Source organism: Paenibacillus hunanensis (genome assembly GCF_014645615.1).
GTDB lineage: Bacteria > Bacillota > Bacilli > Paenibacillales > Paenibacillaceae > Saccharibacillus > Saccharibacillus hunanensis.
The window spans coordinates 295562-322387 of sequence record NZ_BMMB01000005.1 but is presented as its reverse complement, the minus strand read 5'-3'; the positions used below and the strand labels follow the sequence as shown (position 1 = coordinate 322387).

Annotated in this window: 24 protein-coding genes; 16 read left to right on the top strand and 8 right to left on the bottom strand. The window is 47.8% G+C overall.

Translation table 11 applies throughout. The annotated features are described in order from the left end of the window. Positions 1–230: 230 nt before the first annotated feature. Entirely contained in the window at positions 231–779 is a 549-nt protein-coding gene (locus IEX62_RS12575; protein WP_188775867.1) for a guanylate kinase, read from the top strand. A 269-nt stretch (positions 780–1048) separates the two neighbouring features. Here the strand turns inward: IEX62_RS12575 and IEX62_RS12570 are convergent, their stop codons facing one another. Next, on the bottom strand, positions 1049–1924 hold the full coding sequence (locus tag IEX62_RS12570) for an NAD(P)-dependent oxidoreductase (RefSeq protein ID WP_188775866.1): 876 nt from the start codon (positions 1922–1924) through the stop codon (positions 1049–1051). 483 nt (positions 1925–2407) lie between these two features. Here IEX62_RS12570 and IEX62_RS12565 point away from each other — a divergent pair, with 483 nt between their 5' ends. The 3 genes from IEX62_RS12565 (at position 2408) to IEX62_RS12555 (ending at position 5439) form a co-directional block, all read left to right on the top strand. Next, complete coding sequence (locus IEX62_RS12565; RefSeq protein WP_188775865.1) at positions 2408–3043, top strand: NAD(P)-dependent oxidoreductase; 636 nt, start codon at positions 2408–2410, stop codon at positions 3041–3043. 568 nt (positions 3044–3611) lie between these two features. Further along, positions 3612–4127 carry a DUF3139 domain-containing protein gene (locus tag IEX62_RS12560; protein WP_188775864.1) on the top strand — a complete coding sequence of 172 codons (516 nt, stop codon included), beginning with the start codon at positions 3612–3614 and terminating at the stop codon, positions 4125–4127. Between the two features lie 109 nt (positions 4128–4236). After that, a complete protein-coding gene (locus tag IEX62_RS12555) occupies positions 4237–5439 on the top strand; it encodes an ROK family transcriptional regulator (RefSeq protein WP_188775863.1) in 1203 nt (400 codons plus the stop codon). Between the two features lie 209 nt (positions 5440–5648). Here IEX62_RS12555 and IEX62_RS12550 read toward each other — a convergent pair whose 3' ends face one another. The 5 genes from IEX62_RS12550 to IEX62_RS12530 all read right to left on the bottom strand — a co-directional run bounded on the left by IEX62_RS12550 (position 5649) and on the right by IEX62_RS12530 (position 13314). After that, positions 5649–6122, bottom strand: coding sequence for a DinB family protein (locus IEX62_RS12550; RefSeq protein ID WP_188775862.1), 474 nt, complete (start codon positions 6120–6122; stop codon positions 5649–5651). 12 nt (positions 6123–6134) lie between these two features. Then, the gene (locus IEX62_RS12545; RefSeq protein ID WP_229685751.1) at positions 6135–11189 is read right to left on the bottom strand and encodes a DUF4132 domain-containing protein; all 5055 of its coding nucleotides are present in this window, start codon (positions 11187–11189) and stop codon (positions 6135–6137) included. Between the two features lie 65 nt (positions 11190–11254). Next, on the bottom strand, positions 11255–11587 hold the full coding sequence (locus IEX62_RS12540) for a hypothetical protein (RefSeq protein ID WP_188775861.1): 333 nt from the start codon (positions 11585–11587) through the stop codon (positions 11255–11257). Positions 11588–11615: 28 nt separating this feature from the next. Next, positions 11616–12038: a hypothetical protein gene (locus IEX62_RS12535; RefSeq protein ID WP_229685750.1), complete on the bottom strand. Its 423-nt coding sequence runs from the start codon at positions 12036–12038 to the stop codon at positions 11616–11618. A gap of 472 nt (positions 12039–12510) precedes the next feature. Next, positions 12511–13314, bottom strand: a complete 804-nt coding sequence (locus IEX62_RS12530) for a VLRF1 family aeRF1-type release factor (RefSeq protein WP_188775860.1) — start codon at positions 13312–13314, stop codon at positions 12511–12513. A 516-nt stretch (positions 13315–13830) separates the two neighbouring features. Between IEX62_RS12530 and IEX62_RS12525 the strand changes: the two genes are divergently transcribed. The 7 genes from IEX62_RS12525 to IEX62_RS12495 all read left to right on the top strand — a co-directional run bounded on the left by IEX62_RS12525 (position 13831) and on the right by IEX62_RS12495 (position 20115). Further along, positions 13831–14775 (top strand): hypothetical protein, encoded by a 945-nt coding sequence (locus IEX62_RS12525; protein ID WP_188775859.1) that lies wholly within the window; start codon positions 13831–13833, stop codon positions 14773–14775. Between the two features lie 192 nt (positions 14776–14967). Next, a complete protein-coding gene (locus IEX62_RS12520; protein WP_188775858.1) occupies positions 14968–15639 on the top strand; it encodes an NAD(P)H-dependent oxidoreductase in 672 nt (223 codons plus the stop codon). Positions 15640–15945: 306 nt separating this feature from the next. Then, positions 15946–17103, top strand: a complete 1158-nt coding sequence (locus IEX62_RS12515) for a YhgE/Pip domain-containing protein (protein ID WP_188775857.1) — start codon at positions 15946–15948, stop codon at positions 17101–17103. 76 nt (positions 17104–17179) lie between these two features. Beyond that, a complete protein-coding gene (locus tag IEX62_RS12510) occupies positions 17180–17791 on the top strand; it encodes a TetR/AcrR family transcriptional regulator (protein ID WP_188775856.1) in 612 nt (203 codons plus the stop codon). A gap of 849 nt (positions 17792–18640) precedes the next feature. Further along, positions 18641–19204 carry an alkaline shock response membrane anchor protein AmaP gene (amaP, locus tag IEX62_RS12505; RefSeq protein WP_188775855.1) on the top strand — a complete coding sequence of 188 codons (564 nt, stop codon included), beginning with the start codon at positions 18641–18643 and terminating at the stop codon, positions 19202–19204. Positions 19205–19225: 21 nt separating this feature from the next. Next, positions 19226–19423: a DUF2273 domain-containing protein gene (locus IEX62_RS12500; RefSeq protein WP_229685771.1), complete on the top strand. Its 198-nt coding sequence runs from the start codon at positions 19226–19228 to the stop codon at positions 19421–19423. Positions 19424–19668: 245 nt separating this feature from the next. After that, positions 19669–20115: an Asp23/Gls24 family envelope stress response protein gene (locus tag IEX62_RS12495; RefSeq protein ID WP_188775853.1), complete on the top strand. Its 447-nt coding sequence runs from the start codon at positions 19669–19671 to the stop codon at positions 20113–20115. Between the two features lie 273 nt (positions 20116–20388). Here IEX62_RS12495 and IEX62_RS12490 read toward each other — a convergent pair whose 3' ends face one another. Continuing rightward, positions 20389–20961 (bottom strand): thymidine kinase, encoded by a 573-nt coding sequence (locus IEX62_RS12490; RefSeq protein WP_188775852.1) that lies wholly within the window; start codon positions 20959–20961, stop codon positions 20389–20391. A 129-nt stretch (positions 20962–21090) separates the two neighbouring features. Beyond that, entirely contained in the window at positions 21091–21456 is a 366-nt protein-coding gene (locus IEX62_RS12485) for an Hpt domain-containing protein (protein WP_188775851.1), read from the bottom strand. Positions 21457–21499: 43 nt separating this feature from the next. Here IEX62_RS12485 and IEX62_RS12480 point away from each other — a divergent pair, with 43 nt between their 5' ends. The 5 genes from IEX62_RS12480 (at position 21500) to IEX62_RS12460 (ending at position 26772) form a co-directional block, all read left to right on the top strand. Then, on the top strand, positions 21500–21955 hold the full coding sequence (locus tag IEX62_RS12480; RefSeq protein ID WP_188775850.1) for a response regulator: 456 nt from the start codon (positions 21500–21502) through the stop codon (positions 21953–21955). Positions 21956–22282: 327 nt separating this feature from the next. After that, the gene (locus IEX62_RS12475) at positions 22283–22654 is read left to right on the top strand and encodes a metal-sensitive transcriptional regulator (protein WP_284446280.1); all 372 of its coding nucleotides are present in this window, start codon (positions 22283–22285) and stop codon (positions 22652–22654) included. Positions 22655–22746: 92 nt separating this feature from the next. Then, positions 22747–22959: a copper ion binding protein gene (locus IEX62_RS12470; protein ID WP_188775849.1), complete on the top strand. Its 213-nt coding sequence runs from the start codon at positions 22747–22749 to the stop codon at positions 22957–22959. Between the two features lie 102 nt (positions 22960–23061). Next, positions 23062–23763: a DUF4274 domain-containing protein gene (locus tag IEX62_RS12465; RefSeq protein ID WP_188775848.1), complete on the top strand. Its 702-nt coding sequence runs from the start codon at positions 23062–23064 to the stop codon at positions 23761–23763. 507 nt (positions 23764–24270) lie between these two features. After that, positions 24271–26772 carry a heavy metal translocating P-type ATPase gene (locus IEX62_RS12460; RefSeq protein WP_188775847.1) on the top strand — a complete coding sequence of 834 codons (2502 nt, stop codon included), beginning with the start codon at positions 24271–24273 and terminating at the stop codon, positions 26770–26772. Positions 26773–26826 lie beyond the last annotated feature (54 nt).

Here is a 26826-nt window from a genome sequence, read left to right as displayed (position 1 = left end):
GGAGAATAATGCGCTGCTATGCCAGATGGATCGGATACCTATCGCTTTAGCAGAAGCTGCTTTTAGCATATAATACGAGCATATCGTTTATTGTCGTTCATGTTATGTATGAACTAGTTAGCCAGGAATGAATTAGCTGTTCAACCTTATCAGCGCATTATAGCCAGACCATTTCAAATTGAATTACCTGTATAGGAAAGCTTCAACCAGAACAGCACCGGAGGGATATTATGTCGTTTTCAATCATTGTTTTTCAAGGCCCAAGCGCCTCGGGTAAAAGTACACTTCAAGCGCGACTTGGATTGCCACGCATCGTCACCTGGACATCACGCGCACCGCGTGCAGGCGAGCAGGACGGACGAGAATACCATTTTGCCACACGCGAGCAGCTGGAATTGATGAACCGTCAAGGACGGATGCTGGAGATTAACGAATATCGCGGTAATCTGTATGGAACGAGCATCAGCTCGCTGGAGGAAGCCGGGCAGGATGGACAGGTACGCTCCAGCGTGATGGAGGCAAAGGGAGCACGGCTGGTTAAGGAGCTACTGGGTGAGCGAGCGCTACTGATCGGTGTGAGTGCCAGCCGCGAGCAGCTGGAACATAGACTATTTGAACGCAAAGTGAGTATAGAGGAACAGCAGTTCCGTATGGCTTCATTTGACGAGGAGATTGCGGCGCTATCCCAATGTGATATGGTCATTCGTAACGATGAGAGCCAGTTCCATGTAGCAGAGTCGATTATCGATTATATTCGACTTGGATTGGAACAGAAATAGAGCATTATTTACCCTTTTCTATCTGTTTTTAATACTTCATAAATGTAACTATAAACAGGTGAAAATATATCGTATATACGTGTTGTTGGATGGACTTTTCAACAAGTAGCAGAAGTAACGCATATAAACGAACATGTCGTACGCAAACAAAAAACCGTCCATATGCTGAGCAGATGCAGGTATCGTTCACCTGTAGCTCTTCATACTGGACGGTTTTTCCTATGCTTGTCTGTACTTATTGTAATGCCTATTGTACTGCCGTAGTGTATCTATTTCCGATTCCGCTCCTGCAACTCTAGCCAGATGGCTGCCATATCCATTTCGCCCTTTCCATGCTCTACCGCATCGGCAAAGGTGCGACTTGCCGCCGTAGATAGTGGAAGATCGATATCGTTTTTACGTGCTTCGTCCACAAGCAATCCCAGATCCTTTGCCAGCAGACTGACCATAAATGCCGACGGGAATTGCTCCTGTAGCAGCATATTTTGCTTGGCATTGAGCATCGGTGTGGCAACCGCAGATTGGCCGATCATTTCCAGCAATTGCTCACGTTGTAGTCCAGCATGCTCACCGATCACGAGCGCTTCGGCGATCCCCTGCATCGTCACGCCGAGCATCAGATTAATCGATAGCTTGGCTGAGCTTCCAGCGCCAACCTCACCAAAATGGATCGTATGCTTGCCCAGAACGTCAAAATACGGCTGACTTTGCTTTACTGCCTCCGCTGAACCGCCTGCCAGAATGACCAGCTGACCCTGCTCAGCAGGCGCTACGGTACCCGATACGGGCGCATCCACATAGACCGCGCCGACTTCGTCTGCCATCGCTGCAAAGGCTCGCGCCTCGTCCGGGCTGATCGTACTCATATTAATAATGCTGGCGCCCTCGCGAATATGCTTCAAAATGCCTTGCTCACCTTCCAGCACCGCCTTCACGGCTTCACCTTTTGTAAGCATAATAAAGACGGTATCTGCATCACTTACTGCCTCGCCAGGTGTCGATGCAAGAGCTGCACCGTCTTGCTGGAGAGGGGTGGCTTTGTCCGCTGTGCGATTATATACCTGCACCGAATAACCAGCTTTGAGCAGATTGCGCGCCATCGGCAATCCCATATGTCCGGTACCGATCCATGCGAGCTTTTTCATAAGGGTCACTCCTTGCTTGAATGTGGGATAAATAGAAAAATAAGGTTTCATGATGAAGCAGACAGTACAATGATACCTGTAGAGCTAACAACGTGTCCTGTATGTATTTCACCCTTATAGTGAATGAGGAAACGCAGGCTTACTGTCCATGTAGGAGCTGTGTACGTATTGTAGCATACAGGTGTAGTCGCATCGAATATCGTGCTATCAAGTGATGTTTAAAGCTATCTATCGTCACAGCTCTCTAGCATCGGAAGTATGTATCTAAAAATAGACTCTATACGACACAGCTTCCACAAGCCGATAGGCGGCAACTGCCTGTACATACACTCACAACCACCACCTCTAATTGCCTGCCAATCATTAATTTGGAGAAAAAGTTGACATTGAATTTAATTGTAACTAAAATTGTTACATGTAAGCGAATAGGCATAATAGCTTCACCCTATACACATCAACCTACAATCCAAGGAGGATATACACATGAAAATCGGAGTTATCGGAGCAACAGGGAAAGCAGGCTCGTTGATCGCAGAGGAAGCATTGAACCGTGGTCACGAGGTAACAGCAATCGTGCGTGATGCAAGCAAAGTACAAAACAGCAAGCTGAACGTAATGGAAAAGGAAGTAACTGAACTCACAACAGAGGATGTTGGCGGCTTTGACGTGCTTGTTAATGCATTTGGCACACCTCATGCGGAGCAGCACGTAACGGTTGGTCGTCATCTGATCGATATTTTAAAAGGAGCTGGTAACACGCGTCTGATCGTCGTGGGTGGCGCAGGTAGCTTGTATGTAGACGATGCACTCACTACACGTCTAGTCGACACACCAGACTTCCCGGATGCGTACAAGCCAACGGCGTCCAATCAGGGACAAAACCTGCAAGACTTGAAGCAATCCTCAGGTATCCGCTGGACATTTGTAAGTCCAGGTGCCTTCTTCGATCCAAGCGGCCCACGCACAGGCACCTACACATTGGCAGGTGAGAAGCTGACTGTCAATAGCGAGGGCAATAGCTATTCCAGCTACGAAGACTATGCCATCGCCATCGTAGACGAGGCGGAAAAAGCCGCTCATGTAGGCGAGCGCATCAGCGTTGTAACGGAAGCGAAGTAAGCTACGAGTTGTTAGAACTAAGCTACAAATCGTTATCGGTAAGTCGGTCTTCGTAAGATCGATACACAAGATCGATCAGTGATTGTGACTCCGGAGTGTTCAAGTAAATTCCGTTGATCTGATCAACCATAAACGGATAAAACGTATACGAACGCTCCCTCTGCAATCCATAAAATAAATACACCAAAAAAGCGACTATCCCGATGATAGTGGCTTTTTTGGTGTTTCATGCTTGTCTGGATGTCGTTACCCCTTTAGAACGAAGAACGAAGAACGAAGAACGAAGAACGAAGAACGAAGAACGAAGAACGAAGAACGAAGCATAGAGAATAGAGGACAGGGAATAAAAAAGGAGTACCCCATACTACGTACCAAAATTAAAGCGCCTGCATGAGATAGGATGATATCGATCATTTACCAATCTACAGATGATACAGGCTACAAATACAATCTGGAATTTTATGTAACTTCGTACTATGATAGTCTTTTAGAACATACATCCGACATCTCACATCCTGCCCTACATACATTATTAATTCATGCCATACCCACAATGGAGGTCATCATCATGTCATCCAAACTATCTTCAAAACCGAATGTATCGTCGTCTCATCCCCCTACTTCCTCTACATCAGAACAGACCCAATTATTCAATTCAACTACATCTTCACCTGCTATCGACCACGCAACCTCGGACTCAAACTCTCACCATCCACGTAGCTCACGTCCTCGCTGGATTATCCGTCGCCTACTCACCACTCTATTAGCCATCCTGATCGTCGTCGGTGCTGCTTCGCCATTTGTCGCCGTGCAGTATCAAAAGCAAGTGTTTGCCGAGCGTGTACATACATATTTAATCCAGCAAAAGCATTACAAGCCAGAGCAGATCGCTTCCATCCAGGGAATATGGGGCATTATGCTACCTAGCTTTTATGTCGAGGTCATATTTAAGGATGAACCGAATCGGGTGTACACCTACTTTGCCCATGCTGAAATTATGCAGCAAAGCCATCGTCTCCTTCATGCCACCGATCCAGACCAGAGTAACGATAGCGGAGCTAAGCATGCCGAGGAGCCAATATAACGCTGGTAAACAACTAAATAAATGACATAAATCCATAGCATTCCCATTCAAAAGCGGATATAATAGTTAAAACAATTCCGATCAGAATTATAGGAAATGGTGGGGCGATATGGCTAAACAGTTTAAAGGGATGCCGTCCGTCAAAAAAGCGGTATACGATCGCATTGCTGCGCAGCGAGATATTTCGAAGGCAGAGATCATGGAGCAATTCCAGTTGACGAGTAGCAGTCTGACCCGGTTGCTGGATGAGCTGTCGCGTGAAGGCTGGATTATGGAATCCGGCTTCGGGCAGTCGACCGGGGGACGCAGACCGATTTTGTATCAGATTAATCCGGGACATCGGTATATATTTGGCTTGGACATCTCTCGCATCTATTCGGTGCTGGGTTTATACGATATGGAAATGAGACCGCTGGAGCTGGTGCGCTGGAATATGGATGAGCAGATGACACCACAGCGTCTGACTCAGCATGTCGGTAAGAAGGTACGCGAGTTGCTGGAGCGCCATCGTATTCCTGCGGACCATGTGCTTGGTCTGGGAGTTGGTGCGGTTGGGCCGCTAAGTCGGGAGCAGGGGCGCATTCTAAACCCGCTTTATTTTGCAGCTTCGGGCTGGAATGATGTGCCGCTACGTCAGTGGCTGGAAGAAGTAACGAGCCTGCCAGTTATCGTAGAAAATGGCGCCAACACAGCGCTGATCGGGGAGCACTGGATGGTACGCAGCGAGCATATTCGGCATATGCTGTATGTGCATGTCGGTACAGGCCTGCGCTCTGCTATGCTATCGAACGGACAAATTGTACACGGTGCAGTTGATATGGAAGGCTCGATCGGGCAAATGATTATTCAAACGGATGGCCCACGTCTGCATGGCACCGGGAACTATGGGGCATTGGAAGCTTTTGCTTCGGTACAGGCGGTGGAGCAGCAGGTACGCGCACGCAGTAAAATGAATCGGGAGCACTGGGGCGGCGGGAGTCTGGCGATCAAGCCAGAAGCGATTAATTTTGCCACGATTGTGCAGGCGCTGGAGTCAGGCAATGAATATGTACGGGAGATTTTCGCCCAATCGGCAGCCTATCTCGGGATCGGGCTGGCGAATCTGATCAATGTACTTCACCCGGAGCAGATTATTCTGGGCGGCGTGATGATCAGTGCAGGTGATCTATTTTATAACACAGCGATTTCGGTCGCTGAACAAAATATTTATTATTCCGGCAGCTACCATCCGGAGTTCTCACGGGGCATATTGCAGGAAACCGCCGTATCTACCGGAGCCGCAGTGATGGTGTGGAATGAGTATGAGCTGTGATGCCTGGCTATAGTAATGTCTATCATCTATGTCCCCAGCATTGTAGCCAAGCCTATAATCTCTCTGTATACACGTATGATTTCTTTATATGAATGAAAAGCAAATAGCACATAAACAACCTAAATAGCCCATAAATAAAAAACTCCAGCGATTGTCATCTACAGACAGTCGCTGGAGTTTTGTTAGGGTGCAGGTTGGTGGTACGAATTCTATTCAAACAAACGAACCCCTGGATCATGCTTCAAGCTATGAACGAGCATCGCATGAAGCTGTCCGCGATGATGGTAGAAGTGCGCCTGCGTATCGAGCAACCATTCAAATCGTGAATGGTTGCCGCCCCAGAATGCAGTCGTACGTATGAACAGCTCTTCATCACTCAAACCAGCAATGCCTTGCTTGAGCGCAGCATAATGCATCGTTAATGCGTGTTGAAGTGCTTTGCGGTTCATAGCGGGCTCACTTTGCTCATAAAAAAGATCCATTTCTTCCTCCGAAGCGCCCGCTCCGATACGATAGTCGGCTTCGCAGAGCACCGCCAGATGAGCAAGCAGCTCGCCCACTGACATTTTATTAGCCGTAGGGCGAAATGCTAAATCCTCTTCTCGCAGGGTGCCGATCAGTTGTAATACCGAATCGATAGCCATATCCATCTGCTGAAATACACTCTGACAATAGAGATTCATGGGTTTGTCTCCTTATTGCCGCAGCTGCTCCAAAATCTGCGGATCTTTGATCTTCTGATCCTCTGCCAGTAGCAGAATTTTGGACACAATCTCTGCGGTACGTGGATCCTCGTCCAGAAACGGCAGGAACAGGCGACCGCGGTGCTGGGAATGAACGGGCACAATATGAATCGCTCCAACGGTTTGCTTGTGCACGATCGCACTACCAAGGTGAACATTGTATTCGCCTAGTTTACCTTGAATCATTGCATGATTACGATCGATCTTCACATTATCCAGCTTTAACAAACGAGTCGTTTCTTCAACGATCACACGGCGTAGCTCGATGGTTGTCAGACTGGCTTCTGGATCAACGCCGCCGACATGAGCGACGCTCACGACCAGATCCAGATCACGCATCACCTCTGAGAATACGATCGGTGGTACATCCTCCAGCGGAATTGGCTTATACGTGGAGCGGTCATGGAACTGCACCGTCTCCAGCGTAGGCGCTTCGGTATCCGCAGGAGAGAACCAGTCAGCCAGTGCATAGATGCTGGCGATCAGATTATGCTTGTAATCTACCTTTTGTAGCCCTTCCTCATAGCTCACTGTCCAGCCACGCCCACGTAGCAGCGCACTCGTCTTGCTCGGCTGTACCTGATGCCCGGCATAACGACGGGAAATGATGCCACTTGCCTTCTCATCGGCATTCGGCAGATACAGCTCACGGAATACCTGCTTGAACGGTTCACGACGTACCTGATCCGCACGATCCGCTTGCTGGGCATAGAATTGACGCTCCAATGCATCATGCTGGAATGCTTGCCATTGACCACTCTCGAACAGATGAATAGGATGTGCCACATTCACTTCATCTGTTGCTTGCAACGTTGTCGGCTCTGGTGCAAAGGCAGTGTTCAGGCTCATTCCATCCTCGGACAAGTAACCGAGACTGCCGTCTGCTACTTTACGGAAGACGAGGGACTTGAACAATGGTGCCAGCACCGGATTGTTCAGCAGCTTCACGATTTCCTCTGCTCGGAACGCAGTTTCATTGATCATCGAGCGCTCCAGCTCCTGACGAGCACGCTTGTATTGATCACGTAGATCGGTCTTCAATTCTTTGAGCTTCACGATATACTCGTCCTTATTCAATCGGGAAGGAACGGATTTGAGCAGCTTGCCATCTTTGGAGGCGAGCACGCTAGTTTGTCCTTCATTATCGATATCCAGACGGACGAGCAAGCCAGGCTCGACCTCATAGTCGTTAAAATAGAACAGCAGCTCGTCCAGCTTGCGTGCCTCCAGATCCCATGTCAGACGGGTCACATCGGCATAGCCTGCATTACGTGCCAGATTATCCAGTGCAATCGCCGCTGTAGTGCTCTCACTAGCACGGCGCTGTGCACCGAATGCCTTGCTCTGCTTCAGGAATAATTGAATAAATTCATACCGCTCACGCAGATCGGTATCGCGTGCCTCACCGGACGCCAGTGGAATCAGGCTGTAAGCGAGCAGCTGATCCTTGGTGCGTTTATCGGCGACTTGCTTTTGTGTTTTTTCCAGCTCTAGCTTACCGAGTACCGCATCGGCGAACAGCTGACTGCGGCGATGATTCGCACCACCGGATATATATTTGGCACAGTCGTACAGGATGGCGAATCGCTCGGCCCCAAGCTCGTCGTAGGCTTGCAGGAACCAGTTCAGATCGAATGCGCCGTCATTGAACTGCTGTGGTGTGATCGGCGAATAGTGAGCGACGATCGTTTCCTTTTCAGCGGAGAAGGTTTCGTTAATATGAGCATGGAAGTACCATGCTGCACTGCGCAGACCTTTCCAGTTTAGATATTTCGCTACGATCTCTAACCACTGTGGTGCGTACATGGCCGCTTCCAGCAGGCGACGCTCGGATACGGGCTGGCTTTGCAATAGTTCTGCCAGTAATGTCTCGTCCTCACCCTCAAGTGGGTAGCAGTTTTTGAGCAGGAAGCTGAACATTTCTTTTTTGGTAAAGTTTCCACCATACATATAGCCACGTACAAATGTTTCCTTTTGCAAATGGGTCAAAATGGAGACGAAGTACTTCATGCCATAAAAGTTTCCGATATTAGCAGCAATCGGTGATACGGGTGTTGGTAACTCGCCACGCTTGAGCTCAATATCCAGCACACGCACAATGATATTGTCGCGTATCGGTTCTAGATTCGGGAAGCGATCAACCACATTTGTTGAGGTATACCTCCTCGTCATATGCATCATAAATTGATGATGATTTTTAGAATCTTCCATTACAAGCCGATAGATCGTTTGATCGCTAATGAAACCCATCTGATGCGCACGCGCATAATCATCAAGTGTATTGGAGCCATGCAGATACTCCAGTTCATTGCTCATTTGCTCAATCTCGTATAATGTGCGGAAGCGCTCCTTGAACGATTCGTCGTTTACTCGATGTTGAGTCAAGGTACCAACCCATGGATGGATCATCAGATTCAGAACAAAGGCTTCCTTTTTCAAATGTTCCTTCGGAAAAGATTGGAGGAGCTCATGTATAGCCAGATTACTAATATGATAGGCTTCCTGATCTAGCATCTCAGCTGCCAGTGCAGTCAGTAAGCTTTGAATATGATTGCGATATTGTATCTTTTCTCTTGCCTGCTGAATATCCAGAATCTGATCAACCGGGTACACCGACTTGATATATTCTTCACGCCAACCAGACAGCAGATTCTCATTGTTCGGGAAATACTGACGATAGTGCCAGAAGTAGCTCACATTATGAATTGTAACCTTCAAGTTGTCCAGACGAATATGAAATTGCAGTTGTAGCAATTCATTTGGCGTCAACTTGAGCTTGTTAAAATAACTTCGCCACACCTCAGCCATTGGAAAGTCATCCAGCTCGTTATATGTTTCTGGAACAGGCTGAAATGGAGGTAAGGATGTTTGTGCCTGTAGTGAATTACCGAGTATTAATTCATATTTAAAACTATTGGAGTAGTTAACCTCATATTCCACATCTCGATGCTCATAGACGAGATCGTTCAATTCCTGGAAAATCTGCTTGATTCGCTCTGGCTTCATCGTAAATACATCGCTCTTCGTATGAAAGTTGCCGATATCTACTGGCTGATTCAGAAACGGCTCTGGTTGCTTAGGATCATACAGTCCAAAACCATTGCTAGCTGTATATTCCTCCTGCTCACCCTGAAGCTTATCCAGCAATACCTGCTCCTTCGCAGTTGGCTCGGTTAACGATGCTGCCGCTTGAACCAGCCGTGCAAATTGCTCCTGTCTGGATGATTTTCCTTGCAGCTCATTCAACAGCTCCAATCCAGCCAGACGTTGCAGTTCATTTTTGCTGCTTAATAGACGCGGAATTACCGGTTCCAGACGTTCCTCTGGCTGCGATAACAGCATACGGATGCCGCCCTGACGCAGCGAGCCTGTTTTCAGACGGAATAAATCCTCAAAACGCTGAATTTCCTCGTCGTTCAGTGTGAAGTTAGTCGCGCAGCGCACTGCTTTTTCACGGTTGCTCATACTTTTGTCGCTTAGTGCATCCAGTGCAAAACGGCGCTGTGCCGGGTCTTCGCCATCCTTGATGACATACTCCAGAATCTGACCGCGCAGATCAGGAGACATCCGATCCTTCATATCCAGTATCTGCGAGATACGCACCGGATCAGGCTCATAGCTTGCCAGATAGAGCAACTTGTTCATCAGCAGATCGGTGTGTAAATGGTAGCTTGAGAAGGTGAGTGTATCCGATGTTCCAGACAGCTCATTGGATGGCATCATTTGTAATAGCGTACGAATACGAGCAAAGTCGCGCTCACGCTCTGCCTGATCCTCTAAAGCTGGTGTGCGGCGAATTTTCATCACTCTTTCGGAGTTGAATGCATCATCAATGTACTCCCAGACAAATTCACAGCCGTACACATAATTGACCATCACGCTATACACAAGCTCTGGATCGGTAGCGGGATTCAGCTCCTGCTCATGCAGTAGCTTGCGCGCAATCGTGAATCGTAGCTCATCATACTGACTGTTCGCCAGCACATACAGCGCCACCAGCTTGCGATAACGAATATCGGAGTCAATTACGGTCTGGATGCGTGCAGGCAGATCCAGTTCTTCGTGTACTGCGGTTGCCCAGAGACTGATATAGATCTGGTTGGCATTTTCGCTGGTCAGCCATTCCTGACGCAATGCATCGTCCTTTAGCGCATCATATACATACTGGATCACCTGCTGGGCTACACGTTGCTGCGAGGCTTCCAGATTCATGCCTGTCCACACATCCAGCGCACGCACGATAGCACTATAACGAATCAGATCATGCTCAATGATCGTACCCAGCAGCGTATTCATCGACTCGATCGTGCCTTCGTCCATCATCTCGGCAATCGTCTGGCGCAAGCCCTCCTGTAGACGTGCAGCAACCAGCAGATCGGCAACGGTCTTGTAGCAATCCTGCTGGTGCGACATCAGCATACCTCTGAGCATAGAGTGCTTGAGCAATACTGCTTGATTCTCGCCATGAATAATATCCATCAGCAGTCCACGTGCCGTGGTATCTCCTTCATCCAGCGCATAGGCGATCAGGTCAGGAATCGCGAATTCGTCAGGCATGTTGTGCCATTCATAATTCGGCTGCTGCAAATATTCATGTAGATCAAAGCCGCCACCATACAGACGCAGCAAGGAGCCGATTTTGCTAATGATTCGATCTTTATGTAGTTGGATATTACGTGTGCGGTATGGTTTGCGCATATACCCTATGCTATATGGATATTCGGTAGCATGCTGGATCACATACTGTAATGGAGGGGTGATCTCCGCGCCAGCCAGACGCTCAGCTACAGTTAAAAGGGGATCAAACAAGCGTGCGTCATCTCCACCTGCTAATTCATCCAGCTTCTTGCATAGCGGCTCGTATGCCTCACTATTAGCTACATACACCGTTTGCATGAGCTTTATGCACAGCTCCGCGATCTTTTGCTCATCACCTTGTAATGTATCACTAATCTCGTAAAAACTTTCTTTCACTTCTACCGTCATTTCATACCAGCTTCTTGCCATTGGAATGCTCCTCTCGGATTCACTTGATGGTTGTAGTGATGCGTGGGGATACCTTTATAGAAAAGTCACTGTAGCCAGTTCGCCCATTGCTTATGGGAAATCGGTCGATAAAATAATTGTTCTAGCTGCTCATACTGCTGTTCATCCACATGAAGCCAGATCGCCTTTTTAGCAATTTTGGCACAGGGTTGTGAAGTATAGCGATGTCCGCCAATCTTGCTACGCACAGGAACGCGGAATTGCATCAGCTCCGATATGCTCGTCCATTCCTCCCAGCTAAAGCAGGCTCTGCGCTTCCAATCAAGCATATAAATGCAGTAGTATGCTTGCTGTGCCGTCTGTCGATGAACAATCAACCAGGTCGATGGCACAATTTTCTGTCGTTGTCTTCGGTTCATAGCATATTCCTCACCTATCGTTCATGGTCTACCATAGTCGTCCAGCCAGCATCGTTAGCCGAATAAGCACCAGTGTATCGTTCTCCTGTAGCGATAAGGGAGCATTCAGCTCGGTCAGCTCCTCGTCGCGTAAAAATACGCGATACAGTCCATCCTGGAATGCGAGCAGTGCCGCATCAATCGCTTTTTGCTCATCCGGCTTGCGTGTATCCTCTACACGCCCAAAGCCAACTTTACCTGTCTCCGCACTCTGCTGTACCTCCTGCTCGGTCAGATACGGCAGTATATTGCCCGTATTTTGCCGTTCGATAAATGCGTTCACACTGGACTGTACAAGCATCGTGAGCAGCTCCTGTAATGTTGCGGGTTCTCCTGCCAGTGTGGTCGTCTGATTCATCAAGCTACTGCGGCGGCGCGATGGACTTTTGACAGTGACCTGGATGTTCATCATATCCCTCCTAACGTAATGAGATGTGATCGATGTATATTCTCTGAAGTGTGCACTTGCCTGTCGCTGTATCCTGCAACAGAATTGTGTGTAATAGTCGGCGCAGACGTGGATCATGTCATGACGGGTATCGATCAAGTTATATGTATAATGGCTTCGTGTAGGTCTGCTCCTTACTCACTATGTTACTGTTAGATGTAGCATAACACAAATAATTATACAGGAACAAGTGTTCTGGAACATCCCATCACTTTGTTTGTTTTATCGGTATCCAAGCTGGGATATGAGTATGGTACATGTTCCACCATAGAGCGGTATCCATCGATCCAAAAAAAGCCCTCCTGCCGAATCGAAGCTTAATTCGATTCAGCGGAGAGCTGTTACTTTCATGGTGTAGGGACAATGGTCATTACCAGCATGGACTTCCACTAATTCCGTCCTGCAAGGTAATGAATTCAAGAGCCTTCATGCGGATTTATGCTTGCAGGACAGTGTATGCCTCCTGAAGCACATCCTTCGGCTTCATATTACTCAAGTTTTTCGGTACGACATGGACGGAAATACGTGTATTTAGTGCTTCCTTCACCTGAGAAGCGATTTGCTTTTCGCCGCTTAGAATAATTTCCTCCCACTGCTTTTCCTTTGCCATATTTTCGATAATAGGTACCAGACGCTTGATCCAGCGTGGACGGATAACATCCCATTGCTCAGGATAATTTTCGCGCTGCTTGTTCACAGCGGATTTGAGATCACTTGTATTCTGACTGGAGCGTTCGCGCCATTCATCATTAACGAGATCCCATTCATAATAATGCTCGCCATGAATCTCGCAGAGCAGGCTGTCGATGATCGTAACGGTGTCATTACTTAGCTGTACAATTCCGGCTGCCGGGCAACGTGACATGATCGCTTCCAGTTCTTCCAGATGCGGCTCCGCTTCAAAATAAAAAGCATTGGGCACACCGGTCTGCACCTTCTCGCAGAAGAATAATCCACCGGACGAATCGGTAACGATGATCAGACCCTTTTTCATCTCCGTGCGACTGTTTTCGATGCGTTCTTCTACCTTCGCTTGCATGTCGAGCAGCATATCGAGATAGCGTTTTTCCTCGCCAGCCTCGGTATACTCGGCTAGCTTTTTAAAACCGTTCTTGAGGCGTATTTTCCATTCCGGCTGGGTGCTGGCAGTTGGTTCAGTGTTCAGATAGATGGTTAAAAACCGCTCCGCCGATTTGGCAGAATACTTCTGAAGTGCTTTCCAATTTTCCATAAATCCCATAAGTAGTACCTCCTCAAAGAGAGTTCCTTCTGTCTTTACCCTTCAACAAAAGGCTCAAAACTATTTTTACAAATTCTTCAAAGATGATCAACCTTATGTATAAATAGTGCGTATAAATAATAGAATGATATCCTAAAAAATAGGTTATGGGAATAATGTCCTATTTATTCCAATTTTCAACTATTACTAATTAAAATGTTTTATAATCGGCATATAGCAAGGGCGAATCGCCCTATTCTGTAAACATTTGCTACGCTTTTGAAAAATCCTCAACTGTAAATTATAAATATTACTTCACGAATATGAGCTTATGAATGTAAAGACTGGCGAGAGGAAAGTGTAAGGATGAAGTTTCATTTATTCGTCTTCAAAAGCTGGTTTATTGCATCATAGGAGCCCATAGATATCGAGGCTGTCGTAAAGGCTTGCGTTTTCCTGACTATACAGGCTAATGAAAAGTAGCGACTTATAGAGGCTTAACGACGCATTAGTCAGAACATTAAGGAGAATTGGGATATGAAATTACAGGATTTGTTGAAAGCTACTCGTCGTTTCGTACACACCCATACCATAGGTGTAACCGGAGCAGGAATCGTGCTGCTCTGTGGGATAAGTGCGGTCTCTATTGTCGTGTTATCCGAGCCGCTACAGGGTGACACAGCCAATGCATCATCTGTGAATACTGCATCTGCATCGGTTACCGCATCGTCACTTGTCAATCAAGCTAGTGGGAATGAGACTTCTTCAGATCTGATCAATGTTCCAACAGGCGAAGCTGTACCGGTAGAGGTGTTACCTGATCCCGCAGCCACTGCCATTACGAGTTACCCCACAGGACAGATGGTGAGCAATCAGCCTGGTGGTAAGCGCCCCGTAACTCTTGCTATAGAGCGTCAGGTAAAAAACGATCAATGGCTGGGCGACAAGCTCGTCATCGGCCCAAAGGAATCTGCTCTGACGGTCGATATGCTGCGTAAAGACGGGGGGGAGATAGGTGTATACCTTATGCCTCCTGCTAAGCCTGTCGAGGTAGCTGATCTGTATTTTACAGTGACAAAAGCGGGTGGAGAGATGCTAGCCAATTCAGACTACGGCCTGGTCATCAAAGCGCTATACGGTGACCTGTTTATCCCAGCCGAAACGCTGAAGGCATCGACCCAGCAGGATATGAATGTACAGTTGCATACCGACCAGACGATACAAAAACCAGTAGGGGCACAATCCACCTCCATGAAGGTTAATGTGGAAAACGGTGCGGGTACATTGTATGTCACCCTACCTATCGAAAATACGTCATTAACTACAGAGCAGCTCCAACAGCTTAAAGTCCAATGGCAAAGCGAAGATGGACAACAGCAATATGTAAACGCCTCACTAACGAATTATAATTCCACCTACCCACATGGACTCCATTTCCAGGTCAAAGCTCCAGGTACCTACACGATTATCCTTCCGAACTGAATACCGTATCATCACCCGTTCCAAAAGCTCCTACAACCGCAATAACGGTAGGAGCTTTTTTGGTGCGGTCTACCTTGAATAGTGAAATATATCCATAAGCGTTAGTTGACAGTCCATTGAATACAATCTATACTTTCATTGTTACTAAAAGTAAACATGTTATTAATATATAGATTATCGGAGGAACCATACATGGATAAAGAGCAAAGAAAGCAACAGATTCTAGACGCATACCATTTTAGACATGCAACAAAGGCTTTCGATCCAGAGCGTAAAATTTCGGAGGACGATTTTGCATTTATTTTGGAAACCGGACGTCTGTCACCAAGCTCGGTCGGTTCAGAGCCATGGAAATTCCTCGTTGTGCAAAATGAAGAGCTGCGCAGCAAGCTTCGTCAGATTACATGGGGTGCACAGGGACAATTGCCAACAGCAAGTCACTTTGTGATTATGCTTGCACGCAAAAACGTACGTTATGATTCCCCGTACTTACGCGAGCAAATGCTTGAAGTGAAAAAAATGCCAGAAGAATTATTCAATCAGGTGCTGGGACGCTATCGTGAATTCCAGGAGAACGATCTGAAAATTTTGGAAAATGAGCGCGCTTTGTTTGACTGGGCTTCCAAGCAGACGTATATCGCTCTTGGCAATATGATGACAGCAGCGGCAGAGATCGGTATCGATTCTTGCCCAATCGAAGGCTTCCAGCTGGACAATGTAGAGAAGCTGCTCAAAGAAGAAGGCTTGATGGATGATGGCGAATTCGGCGTGAGCGTGATGGTCGCTTTCGGTTATCGTACTGATAAAGAGCTGCGTCCGAAAGAAAGACGTACCACTGAGCAAGTCGTACAATGGATTAACTAAGTATAGTCGTAGGATCGTCTACAACTGAGGATTAACTAAGTGTAGCCATACAATCCTCTACAACCGATGTTGTAGAGCACTTGATATAAGGTAAAGGGCGTATATCATTCCGATAGCAGGTAATGATATACGCCCTTTTTGCCTATTTTCGGTTAGGTCTAAAAATTGTTCAAATTTTAACTTTGACAGTATACGCTTACAGCTTTTATAGTTATAAAACAAATGTTTAAAACGATTGTTTGAAATGACAAAGGGGTAGTATGAACAACGGTTGAACATAGAAAAAGAGCAGACAAAGGAGACGGTATGAAACCTATTTTTGGAGCATTTCTCAAGCTACCGACCACTCGTGTCGGAATCATTACAGCGATTTTATTTCAGTTGATTTTTGCGGTCGTCTGGATGACAGGGTATCATGGAATTACAGATCGTTTGAATCAGTTAAGTGTGGCGGTGGTCAACGAAGATCAGACATTCGGAGAGCAGGTAGTGAGCGGCCTGAATGGCAAGCTGCCCGTACAGCTCAAGATGGGGCTGACGATGGAGCAGGCACAGCAGCAGCTCCAGGCTCGTGATATTCAGATGATCGTGGAAATTCCGGCTGATTTTGGAGCGACGATCACCTCGACGAATCCAGCCCAACTACATTATCTGGTGAATGAATCGAATCCGGTCATGATCAAAAATATGATGACTGGCATCGCTGACGGTATTACGGCCAGCGTCAACAAGGTCGCTATTGAAAATGGACTACAAAGCGTACTGGGCAGCTCTTCGCAGATGTCCGCACAGCAGACGCAGAGCATGGCGACGGCGCTATCACAACGCGTCGTATCCAATATTGAATCGGTCAATCCGGTACAGGGCATGAACAACCAGATGGTGCCGATGATGATGATCCTTGCCTCGTATGTCGGCGCGATGATCATGGGACAGAACTTTGAAGTTTCGTCGCGTGCGCTCGCTACGCGCTTTGGTCGCTGGCAGCGGATGGCAGTCCGTCTGCTTGTGACAGCAGGCGCATCTGTTGTCGTATCGCTGGTCGGCACCTCGCTTGTTGCATTGCTGGGTGGACAGCTTGGCCATGGCTTCTTTGCGCTATGGGGCTTTCAAGCATTGTTCCTGCTGACTTTTATGTTCGTATCTCAAATGTTCCTGTTTGTATTTGGTATGGCAGGCATGCTGTTTAACATTTTGATCCTATCGGCACAGCTTGTCTCGTCGGGAGCGATGATGCCGCGTGAGCTATTGCCAGCATTTTATCAGGGTCTGGGTGAGATTTTCCCGGCTACGTATGCGGTACAGGGCTTGATGAATATACTGTTCGGAGGAACGGGTACAGCGAAGGATGCGCTAGCGCTGGTGATCATAATGATCGTAGCGCTGATCATTATCGTGATCGCTACCTCACGGCAGCAGGATCGCATTCCGACTCCAGCTCCCGTAGTGATCACGGAATCGTAATAGCTATCGTGATATGTACTGTAATATAGGTGTACGGAGACAAATGGAATGAATGGGATATAGGGAAGTGACTTCTGTGACTAAGGATGAAGAGCACGTCAAACTGCGTATTTTAAAGGCTACACGCAAGCTGGCAGCTGCTCGCGGCTTTGACGTGACAACGGTGCGCGAGATATGCCGCGAAGCAGATGCGAATATATCGCTTGTCTCGTATTATTATGGCGGCAAGGAGCAGCTGTTTGAAGCGATGCTGGATGAGTTTATGCTGGGCAGATCATTTTCAGATGCGTTGCGGCAGGAAGGGCTTGATCCGGTAACGGGACTGGAGCGACTCGTGGCTCGTCTATTTGCGCTATGGCAGCAGGACCCGGAGATTTCGCTTATTTTACATCAGGAATTTGCACTGCGATCGGAGCGGATCGCTATCATTCAGCGCTATACGCTGCCAGCATGGAGCTTGTTGCGTCATTATCTAGAGCAGGGGAAAGCGCAGGGAATCTTTCATTTTCAATCGCTCGATCTGGCACTCCTGCAAATGACAGGTAGCATCGTCTTTTCGAGCAATGCAGCCAAGTCGTATCCAATGCTGCCGATTCTGGATGAGCAGCCCTTATCACCATATGAACATCTGGAACAATTAACCAGTAGCTTGCTGGCATCGGTTGGCTATGTGAAGCCCGAAGCTTAAAGTGTATTCGTGTAGATCGTGTTCCGATGTGATCGCTCTCTGTATACAACAGTTAATGTATACAATGAAAATAAGATGATGCAGAAATTGACATCAGATTGTTGTTAGACGAATATTTTAAATCGGTATTCATCCAACTATGGCGACTATAGACATCATCGTTACAAAGGGACTTCTAACGTAATCGGCTTTGGCTGATCAGTTAGAAGTCCTTTTTATTATCTAAACTGTGCCGTTAAGATTTACATAATTCATCCCTTTTCGTTAACATAATTTACAATTTAGTAATATAAATAAGTGATTCAACTATCGAAAAGGCTGGTTATGTTAATAACAGGTTTGAAGCTGGCACAAACCAATTGGGTACGAGATATAAGGCGTATATGCGATTGTGTATAAGTCTTTTGTGCTCATACGGATGTGCAGGCATGATGCAATACTCCGCATTCTTCTCATTATCCTTGAGCAATGACGCGTAGAGGATCAACGGGAGGAACGCCTTCTGGATGATGATAAGGTTCTTTGAAGTAGGAAAGATGGGCTGGCCGCCAAAAAAATGTGCAATATTTCATCTAACTTCTAATTAACAATTTTGTAACCTTTGCATTGCGGCGTATCATTAGGTCAATCTATGCACCTAAATGGACTAAAGATGCTAAACGATACGGTGTACAGGCATGCCATGTAACATGACAGCTTGCACGTCTGGATATGATGCCGCAGCTTTTAACCAACACATGTCAACATAATGTTAACAGCTTGAAAACACACCCGTAGCGATTGCGATTCTCACTTTTATGCATGAGAAGGCTGCACGCACGGACTGCTCACAAGTGAAGGAGAGATGGCATGAACAGGCTGACACGTTTATCTTTTTTACTCATCGGACTGGTGGGGATGGCTGCGATGGCAGTATTTGGCGCAATCGTATATCCACTGGGTAACTTCTCAACGATGGTCGACAATTATTTGCAAGCACAGCTATGGGCAGTGCAGACGGTCGCGATTGTGGCACTCGTATTCTTTGTATTGTTTGCGCTATTGTTTTTGATCGGACTGCTGGCTCGTCCGAAGACACGGGCGCTGTATATTACGACTCCAGTCGGTAATATTCGCCTGACGCAAAATATGATTGAGCAGACGATTTTCCATGCCGTACAGGAAAAGAATGTACTCAAGCAGCCTCAGATCTACACACGACTCAAAAAGAGTAACCGATCCGTATACACGAGCATTCGCGGCGGATTGATTCCGACAAGTAATGTGGTCGATGCTGCCAGTGAGCTACAGCTTCACGTGGAACATCAGCTGAAGCAGCTACTGCAAATCGAGCGTGTACGTGTCGAGGTTCGTGTAGATGAGCGTCAGGAAGAAACGCCAAGCAAAAACAAAAATGTACCCCGCGTCATTTAAAGGAGGGAGTCTGCATTGGATATGATGGAATTATTGTTGCCGTACCGTAGACGGATACTGTGGACATTGCTGGGATTAATTGTTGGTATTCTATGGATCACGATTGGTTTTGGCTATACGCTGCTGATCGTCGCCTGTATGCTGGTTGGTTATCTGATCGGTAAATGGCAGGATGGCGCACTGAATGTGCAGAAGTGGGTTCAGTTTTTTACCAGATAGCCTATAGCCCATAAAGTAGTTAATGATCATAAAAATCGAGATACAGGTATTCAGGATTATCGTACTCCGGTGTATGCCGGGCGAATCCTTTTACTATAAATTGCATATTGCAAATCATACGGGGCAACCGTGAATACCGTGCTTGCCTCGCCTGAATGGTAACAACGTCGATAAGGTCTTACCACTTGCTACTATCAACGCATAGTAGCGCAAAAACGAATGGAACACAGAAAGGATGACTGAACATGGCAGAAACCAGACTGGACACAATCGAGACTCAAGTACAAGGAACACAGGTGCGCAAAAACTCCCTGACTTTTGAAGATCAGGTTATTCAGAAGATCGCGGCATTGGCGGCAAATGAGGTACAGGGTATCCTGTCTCTGGAAGGTGGCTTCTTCAGTAATCTGGCAGGTCGTTTCAGCAACGCCGAAAACGTTATTCGTGGCGTGGATGTAGAAGTAGGCGAAAAGCAGGTTGCCCTCGATCTGGTCGCAACTGTTGAATACGGCAAAAGCATCCCTACGATCTTCAACGAGCTGATCAAAAAGGTAACCGAAGCGGTAAACCGCATGACAGGCCTGGAAGTCGTAGAAATCAACCTGAATATCGTGGATGTTAAAACACGTAAAGAATTCGAGCTGGATACGAAAGGCCCACAAGAGGAGCCAAAGGTAGAGCGCGTAAACTAAGCTCATCAGCTACAGCTACGTGGTAGCATAGTAGAATAATCATCAAGCGAACAGCCACATCGGTCGATCTACGCATCGAATGTGGCTGTTTTTTGATTTTGATAGAGTTAATCAATAAGCAAAAAAGCTGCCTAATCCCGTTACAGAATTAGACAGCTACTGGATACATAGAGTACGGCAGCTGCAGGGGCTGCAGGGGCTGCATATCCCCATTTAGATCGTCGCCATGCACTTGCCAGAACATGAAACGAGCAATTCGACCTACTCGCTCCATTATGCAATAGGTGGATTATTGTAGCATTTGCGACAGACGGGATAATAGCTTTCATTACCGCCGATCTGAATCTGCTCGCCTGTATAGACGGGATGCCCATCCAGCATCCGCATATTCATCGTCGCTTTGCGTTCGCAGAACCAGCAGATCGTCTTCATTTCCTCAATCTTATCCGCGTACAGCAGCATATACTGACTGCCCTCGAATAGCTGGTTTTGGAAGTCATTTTTGAGTCCGAAGCCCATCACCGGGATATTCAGCTTATCCACGATATCAACGAGCTGCAATACCATATCCTTTTTCAAAAACTGACATTCATCAATCAGCACGCAGGATGGCTTGGGTGTAACCTTTTTAACGATATCAAAAATATCTGTATCCTCATGAATGGCAATCGCCTGACGACGCACACCGATACGGGAGGAGACATAGCCGATCTCGTCTCGTGTATCCAGTGCAGACGTGAAGATCAGAACATGCTTGTTTTGTTCCTCGTAATTATGGGCGACTTTAAGAATCTCAATCGATTTGCCGCTATTCATGGCTCCGTATTTAAAAAACAATTGTGCCAACGAAAAGAGCCCCTTTCTCCGTAAATTCGCGCGTACAACCTGATCTATTGTATCAGGAAAAGGAGAACAGACCAACCCGGTAGAAAGATATAACGTGGAGATTCCGGTGGACGCGAAGGGGCTATCGACTTACGTGATGCTGGAGCTGGCCCTAGCATCGTCAATCAGCTGTTGGAGCTGGTTCACCTGCTGTTGTAGACGATCGACATGCTCCCGTTTCCATATTCTAGCTGGATCGTTTAAAATGTAGTTAATCATATCACCACATAGCTCATCAATCTCAGCGTACGACAGGGTAAGTGCAAGTCCTTTGATCGCATGCACATGGCGATGAATCTGATTCGCGAGCGCCAGACCTGCGTCCGCATCTGGCTCCTCCAGCCCATTGTAGCTCGTCAAGCCTGCGTGTATATCCTGCAATTTGATCGTGGCATCTTGTAGAAAGCGGACTCGGGTCTGCTCGATAATCTGCCGATAACGTTCTGCTTTGGACATGGGAAGCCTCCCTTTAATCATGAATAAGGATGTGAAGCGGTAGATGAAAAAGATTGGTATTGTTGATGATAGCAGCCCGTTTGTGATGCTGGTCAAGCAGTTATTGGAGCCTGAAAATGTAGTGGTCGAATCGTATGAGGATGCGATCGAGTTTTTCCGCATTCCTTCACGTATTACCGGGTATGATCTGATTATTTTAGATATCAATCTGCCGGATCGAGACGGGCTGGATGTGCTGGATCAGCTCAAACGTACCGAGGCGACGCGTGATATTCCGGTATTGCTGCTCTCCGGCGATTCGCGACCGGAGATGGTGAGGAAGGGGGTTCGCGGCGGTGCGATCGACTTTTTGACCAAGCCGGTTGACCCACCTCAGCTTGTTGAACGTGTGATGGGGCATCTGGGGATATCCGATCCGGAAGCAGACGAGTCGCAACAGCAAGCTACCGAATCCGTGGCTGGCTCCAGCACGCTGAACGATGATCGAGAACCTGTTTAACCGATTACAGAAGTGAACGATCGCTTCTGTATATGCTGATAAAGTAGCTTTTACAGTTGTTAGTACCAGTGCTAGAAGAGCACAGGCTACTTTATCCAGAGTCACTCCAAGTGTAGCATAAATGCGTTTACAAATGGAGGATGAAGCATAGTTTTAGAAATATTTGATAGGTAATTATATAAGGCATAGCACGGCTCTAGCAAATCTAGTATATCGCTCGCTTGCATACCCTATGGGGGTATGTTAGGATGGATGTATAACGATTTGCTTTTTGGGTTGTCCGGTTAAGCTCAGACTGCTAGGAGCAGACGTGAAGGGAGACGCGCAATGGAAAAGATGAACGCCAGTGAGCAGGAAATGGTCGCGACGGATCTACCGAATACGAACGATGTAGACGCTTGTGCAGCCGGCGATCATTCCGGTCGCCAGAGTCACCACTCGGAAGAAATGAAGCACAATCTGGTACGTCGATTGAATCGGGTGGAAGGTCAGATTCGAGGTATTAAGGGCATGATCGAGAAGGACACGTATTGTGATGATGTGTTAAATCAGATCGCCGCCGCTCAATCGGCACTGAACTCGGTTGGTCGATTGTTGCTAGAGGGTCATATGAAAAGCTGTGTGGTGGAACGGATCGAATCCGGTGAGCATGAAGTCATTGATGAGCTACTGGTTACGATCAATAAGCTGTTGAAATAAATTAAAATAAAACGTTTTTCCTTTGCAGATGAAGCATCGCTATGTCATTTGTGCAGACGAGTACACTAAACGATATCAAGGAGGCTATTACGATGGCACAGGTAAAATTAGAAGTAGAAGGTATGTCCTGTCAGCATTGCGTACAAGCAGTTGAAGGCGCACTGGCGGAGATTGGTGCAAGCGGTAAAGTCAATCTGGAAGGCAAATCGGTTGATATCAGCTACGATGAATCCAAGCTGGACGTGGTCAAGCTGACCGAAGCGATTGAGGAACAGGGCTATGATGTGATCTCTGCTGGTGCCTGAGTATCACAGATCAGCAGATAAACAGGTAGCTTAGAAATAGCGACAACTAAACGGCACTGGCTTCATATCACACTATCGCTGAGGAACGAAGGAGTGCACGTCATGAACTGGAAAGAATTATGCCGAAGTGGCACGCTGGAGCAATTGCAGCTTGCCCTTCAGCAATCCGATGTGAACGAGCGGGATGAACGGGGACGCACACCGCTCATGCTATGCATTACGAACAAGCGACCTGTAGACCAGCTTGCCATGCTAATCGAGCATGGTGCTGATCTGGAGGCGAAGGATAAGCTGGGTGAAACCGCGCTATTCAAGTCAGTCAAGTTCAAGCAATATGCAGGCTTACAGCTACTGGTCGAAGCAGGAGCAGAGCTTGATCATGCGCAAGGCTTGCCACATACTGCATGGTATGAAGCGCATCGGCGTGGTGATATTACGGCTGCCGAGCTGCTTGGCAATACACCGGGCGCGATTCGACTACAATTAACCGATGAAGAGCAGGCGATTGTGGATCAGGTCATATACGAGGAATCGGTAGAAGCTGCCTGTGAGGTCATTCGCCATATCCAGACGGCCGCTGTGCTGCACGCTGTCGTTCAGAACTATAACTGGGATGATAGCTATGAGCCGATGCAGACGGTAGCGCAGCATCCATTATGCCAGTGGGTGACCCATTATCTTATGTTCGAGCTGCTGGAAGGTGAATACTGGCTCGGTATGGAGCAGGAAGAGATCGACAATCGACTGGATGGACGTCACTGGTACGAATTGGCGGTATTATTGAAGCAAAAGCTGAACCATTAATATAGACACAGTTAGATGATATAAGTCCAGTTAGTTAGCGTAGTGACAAGAAGTTAACACTGTGAATAGTTATCGCAGTGAATAGAATATAGCTGAAAAGCCTGATTCGTAAGAATGCTCTGGAGTGTAGAATCAGGTTTTTTCAGGGATAACATATACCCCCCTCCTGTATATGAATGAGGATAAAGCGAAGGTGGCATATAAAGACGACGAGTCATTTTCTATTTTCCTTTCACAAAAGGATATCTACACAGGTGAGGATAGGCGGTAGTGGTGTAATGGTATGGTGAATTGCAAGCCTTTATTGGAGCTTTACAGCTATAGGCATGTGAATCTATCCAATGAGAGGCACATGGAACACTTCGTAAGCAGTATAGAACATAAGACGCAAACAAAAACCGGCGCACATATAAGATATACGCTTATCTATCCGTTATTAGAAATGATCGATGTTCAGGTACAATGTATTTCTTTTATAACATCATTTATATCAAAGGAGGTATACCCATGACTCAGCATGAGCCTGAATCGAATACAACGACTCCCGCTCCGGGCAGCCCGTCCGAAGCAGCGGCTCCTTCTTCTGCCGAGCTTCAGCAATTAAAGCTGCAAATCGGCGGCATGACCTGCGCTGCCTGTGCGACACGGATTGAAAAGGGGCTGCGTCGTATGGACGGCGTGGCCGAAGCAAATGTGAATCTGGCAATGGAAAATGCACTGGTCACGTATAATCCGAAGCAGCTACAGGCAGACGAGATTGAGCAAAAAATCGGGAAGCTTGGCTACTCGGTGCTGCATGAGACGGTGTATCTGGACATTTCTGGTATGACGTGTGCGGCTTGCTCTGCTCGCATCGAAAAAGGGCTGAACCGAATGAAGGGCATATCCGAGGCACAGGTGAATCTGATGCTGGAAACGGCACGGGTGAGCTTTGATGCAGGTGCAGTCAGTGTGCAGGATATTACGGATAAAGTAGCACGTCTTGGTTATAAGGCGACGGTTCAGGAGCAGGAGGGAGCGGAGGAACGCCGCCATCAATTGCAGCATCAGCGCGGCTTACAGCTGGTCATTTCGCTGATATTATCGTTACCACTGTTGTGGACGATGGTCGCGCATTTTAGCTTCACATCATGGATCTATATGCCGCATGTACTGATGATTCCGTGGGTGCAATGGCTACTCGCCACGCCGGTACAGCTTGTGATCGGCTGGCAATTTTACCGTGGTGCGTATAAGGCACTTCGTGGCGGTAGTGCGAATATGGACGTGCTCGTTGTGCTGGGGACATCGGCAGCTTATTTTTACAGCGTATTCCTGATGATTCGTGAGTGGATCGAGCCAGGCTTTCAGGCTGCCCTGTATTTTGAAGTGAGCAGTATGCTGATTACGCTGATTCTGCTGGGCAAATGGCTGGAGCATCGTGCGAAAAGTCGTTCCTCGTCAGCGATTCGCAGTCTGATGAATCTGCGCGCTCAGCATGCACTTGTCGAGCGGGATGGACAGGAGGTGCAGATTGCAGCTGAGGAGGTACGCGTCGGCGATATCGTGATCGTGAAGCCCGGTGAGAAGATTCCTGTCGATGGTATCGTACTGGAGGGACGCTCCTCGGTCGATGAGTCGATGCTGACAGGCGAGAGTCTGCCGGTAGATAAAACGAACGGAGATCGTGTGATCGGAGCGACGATTAACCAGAATGGACGACTACGCTTTCGCGCTGAGCGAATCGGCAAGCATACCGCTCTGGCGCAAATTATTCAGGTCGTGGAGCAGGCTCAGGTGTCCAAGGCACCCATTCAGCGCATGGCAGATGTCATCTCTGGTATATTCGTACCGATCGTGATCGGCATTGCGCTGCTAACGTTTGTGATCTTTTACTTTGGCGTGGAGCCGGGACAATTCAGTGGAGCATTGGAAAAGGCAATCGCTGTGCTGGTGATCGCCTGTCCGTGTGCACTCGGTCTGGCAACGCCAACCTCGATCATGGCAGGTTCAGGTAGAGCTGCCGAATATGGCATTCTGTTCAAGGGCGGTGAGCATCTGGAGACGGCGCACCGCATCGATACGGTTGTACTGGATAAGACCGGTACGATCACACGAGGTGAGCCGATATTAACCGACTGGTATGCAGAGCCAAATGTATTGCCAGAGGCAGCATGGCTGGCACTTGTAGCTGGAGCAGAAGGTGCATCCGAGCATCCACTGGCGCGTGCGATTGTGCAGGGCTTACAGGAGCAACAGGTGACACCCGCGCCGCTTCAATCGTTTGACAATATACCGGGCAAGGGTATCACCGCTATCAGTGGGCAGCATACGATTCGTATCGGAACACGCCTGCTGATGCAGGAGGCAGGGATAGCTACAGATACGCTGGAGGCTGCGATTCAAGAGCTGGAACAGCAGGGGAAAACGGTAATGCTCACCGCTGTAAATGATCGCTATGCAGGCTGGATTGCCGTTGCCGATACCGTCAAGGACACATCTGCCAGAGCCATCGAGCGGCTACAGCAAATGGGACTGCACGTTATTATGATCACTGGCGATAATGAACGCACAGCGCAAGCAATCGCCGCACAGACTGGCATCAAGCAGGTGCTGGCAGGTGTGCTGCCTGAAGGCAAAGCCGCCGCGATCAAGCACCTGCAAGACGAAGGGCGCATCGTAGCAATGGTAGGCGATGGCATCAATGACGCTCCTGCACTCGCTACTGCGAATACCGGCATCGCTATCGGCACCGGAACCGATGTCGCGATGGAAGCCGCCGACATCACCCTGATGCGCGGCGATCTTGACGGCATCGCTGATGCGATCATGATCAGCCGCCGCACCATCCGCAATATCCGTCAGAATCTATTCTGGGCACTCGCCTATAACGTCATCGGCATCCCCATCGCAGCCATCGGCTTACTCGCCCCATGGCTAGCGGGAGCCGCAATGGCATTTAGCTCCGTATCTGTCGTGCTTAATTCCCTGCGCCTACAGCGAATTAAACTGCAACGCGAGCAGGTCTGATTGCCATACTAGATAGACGAATAACGGATACGTTTACAGACGGTGCAGTGCTGT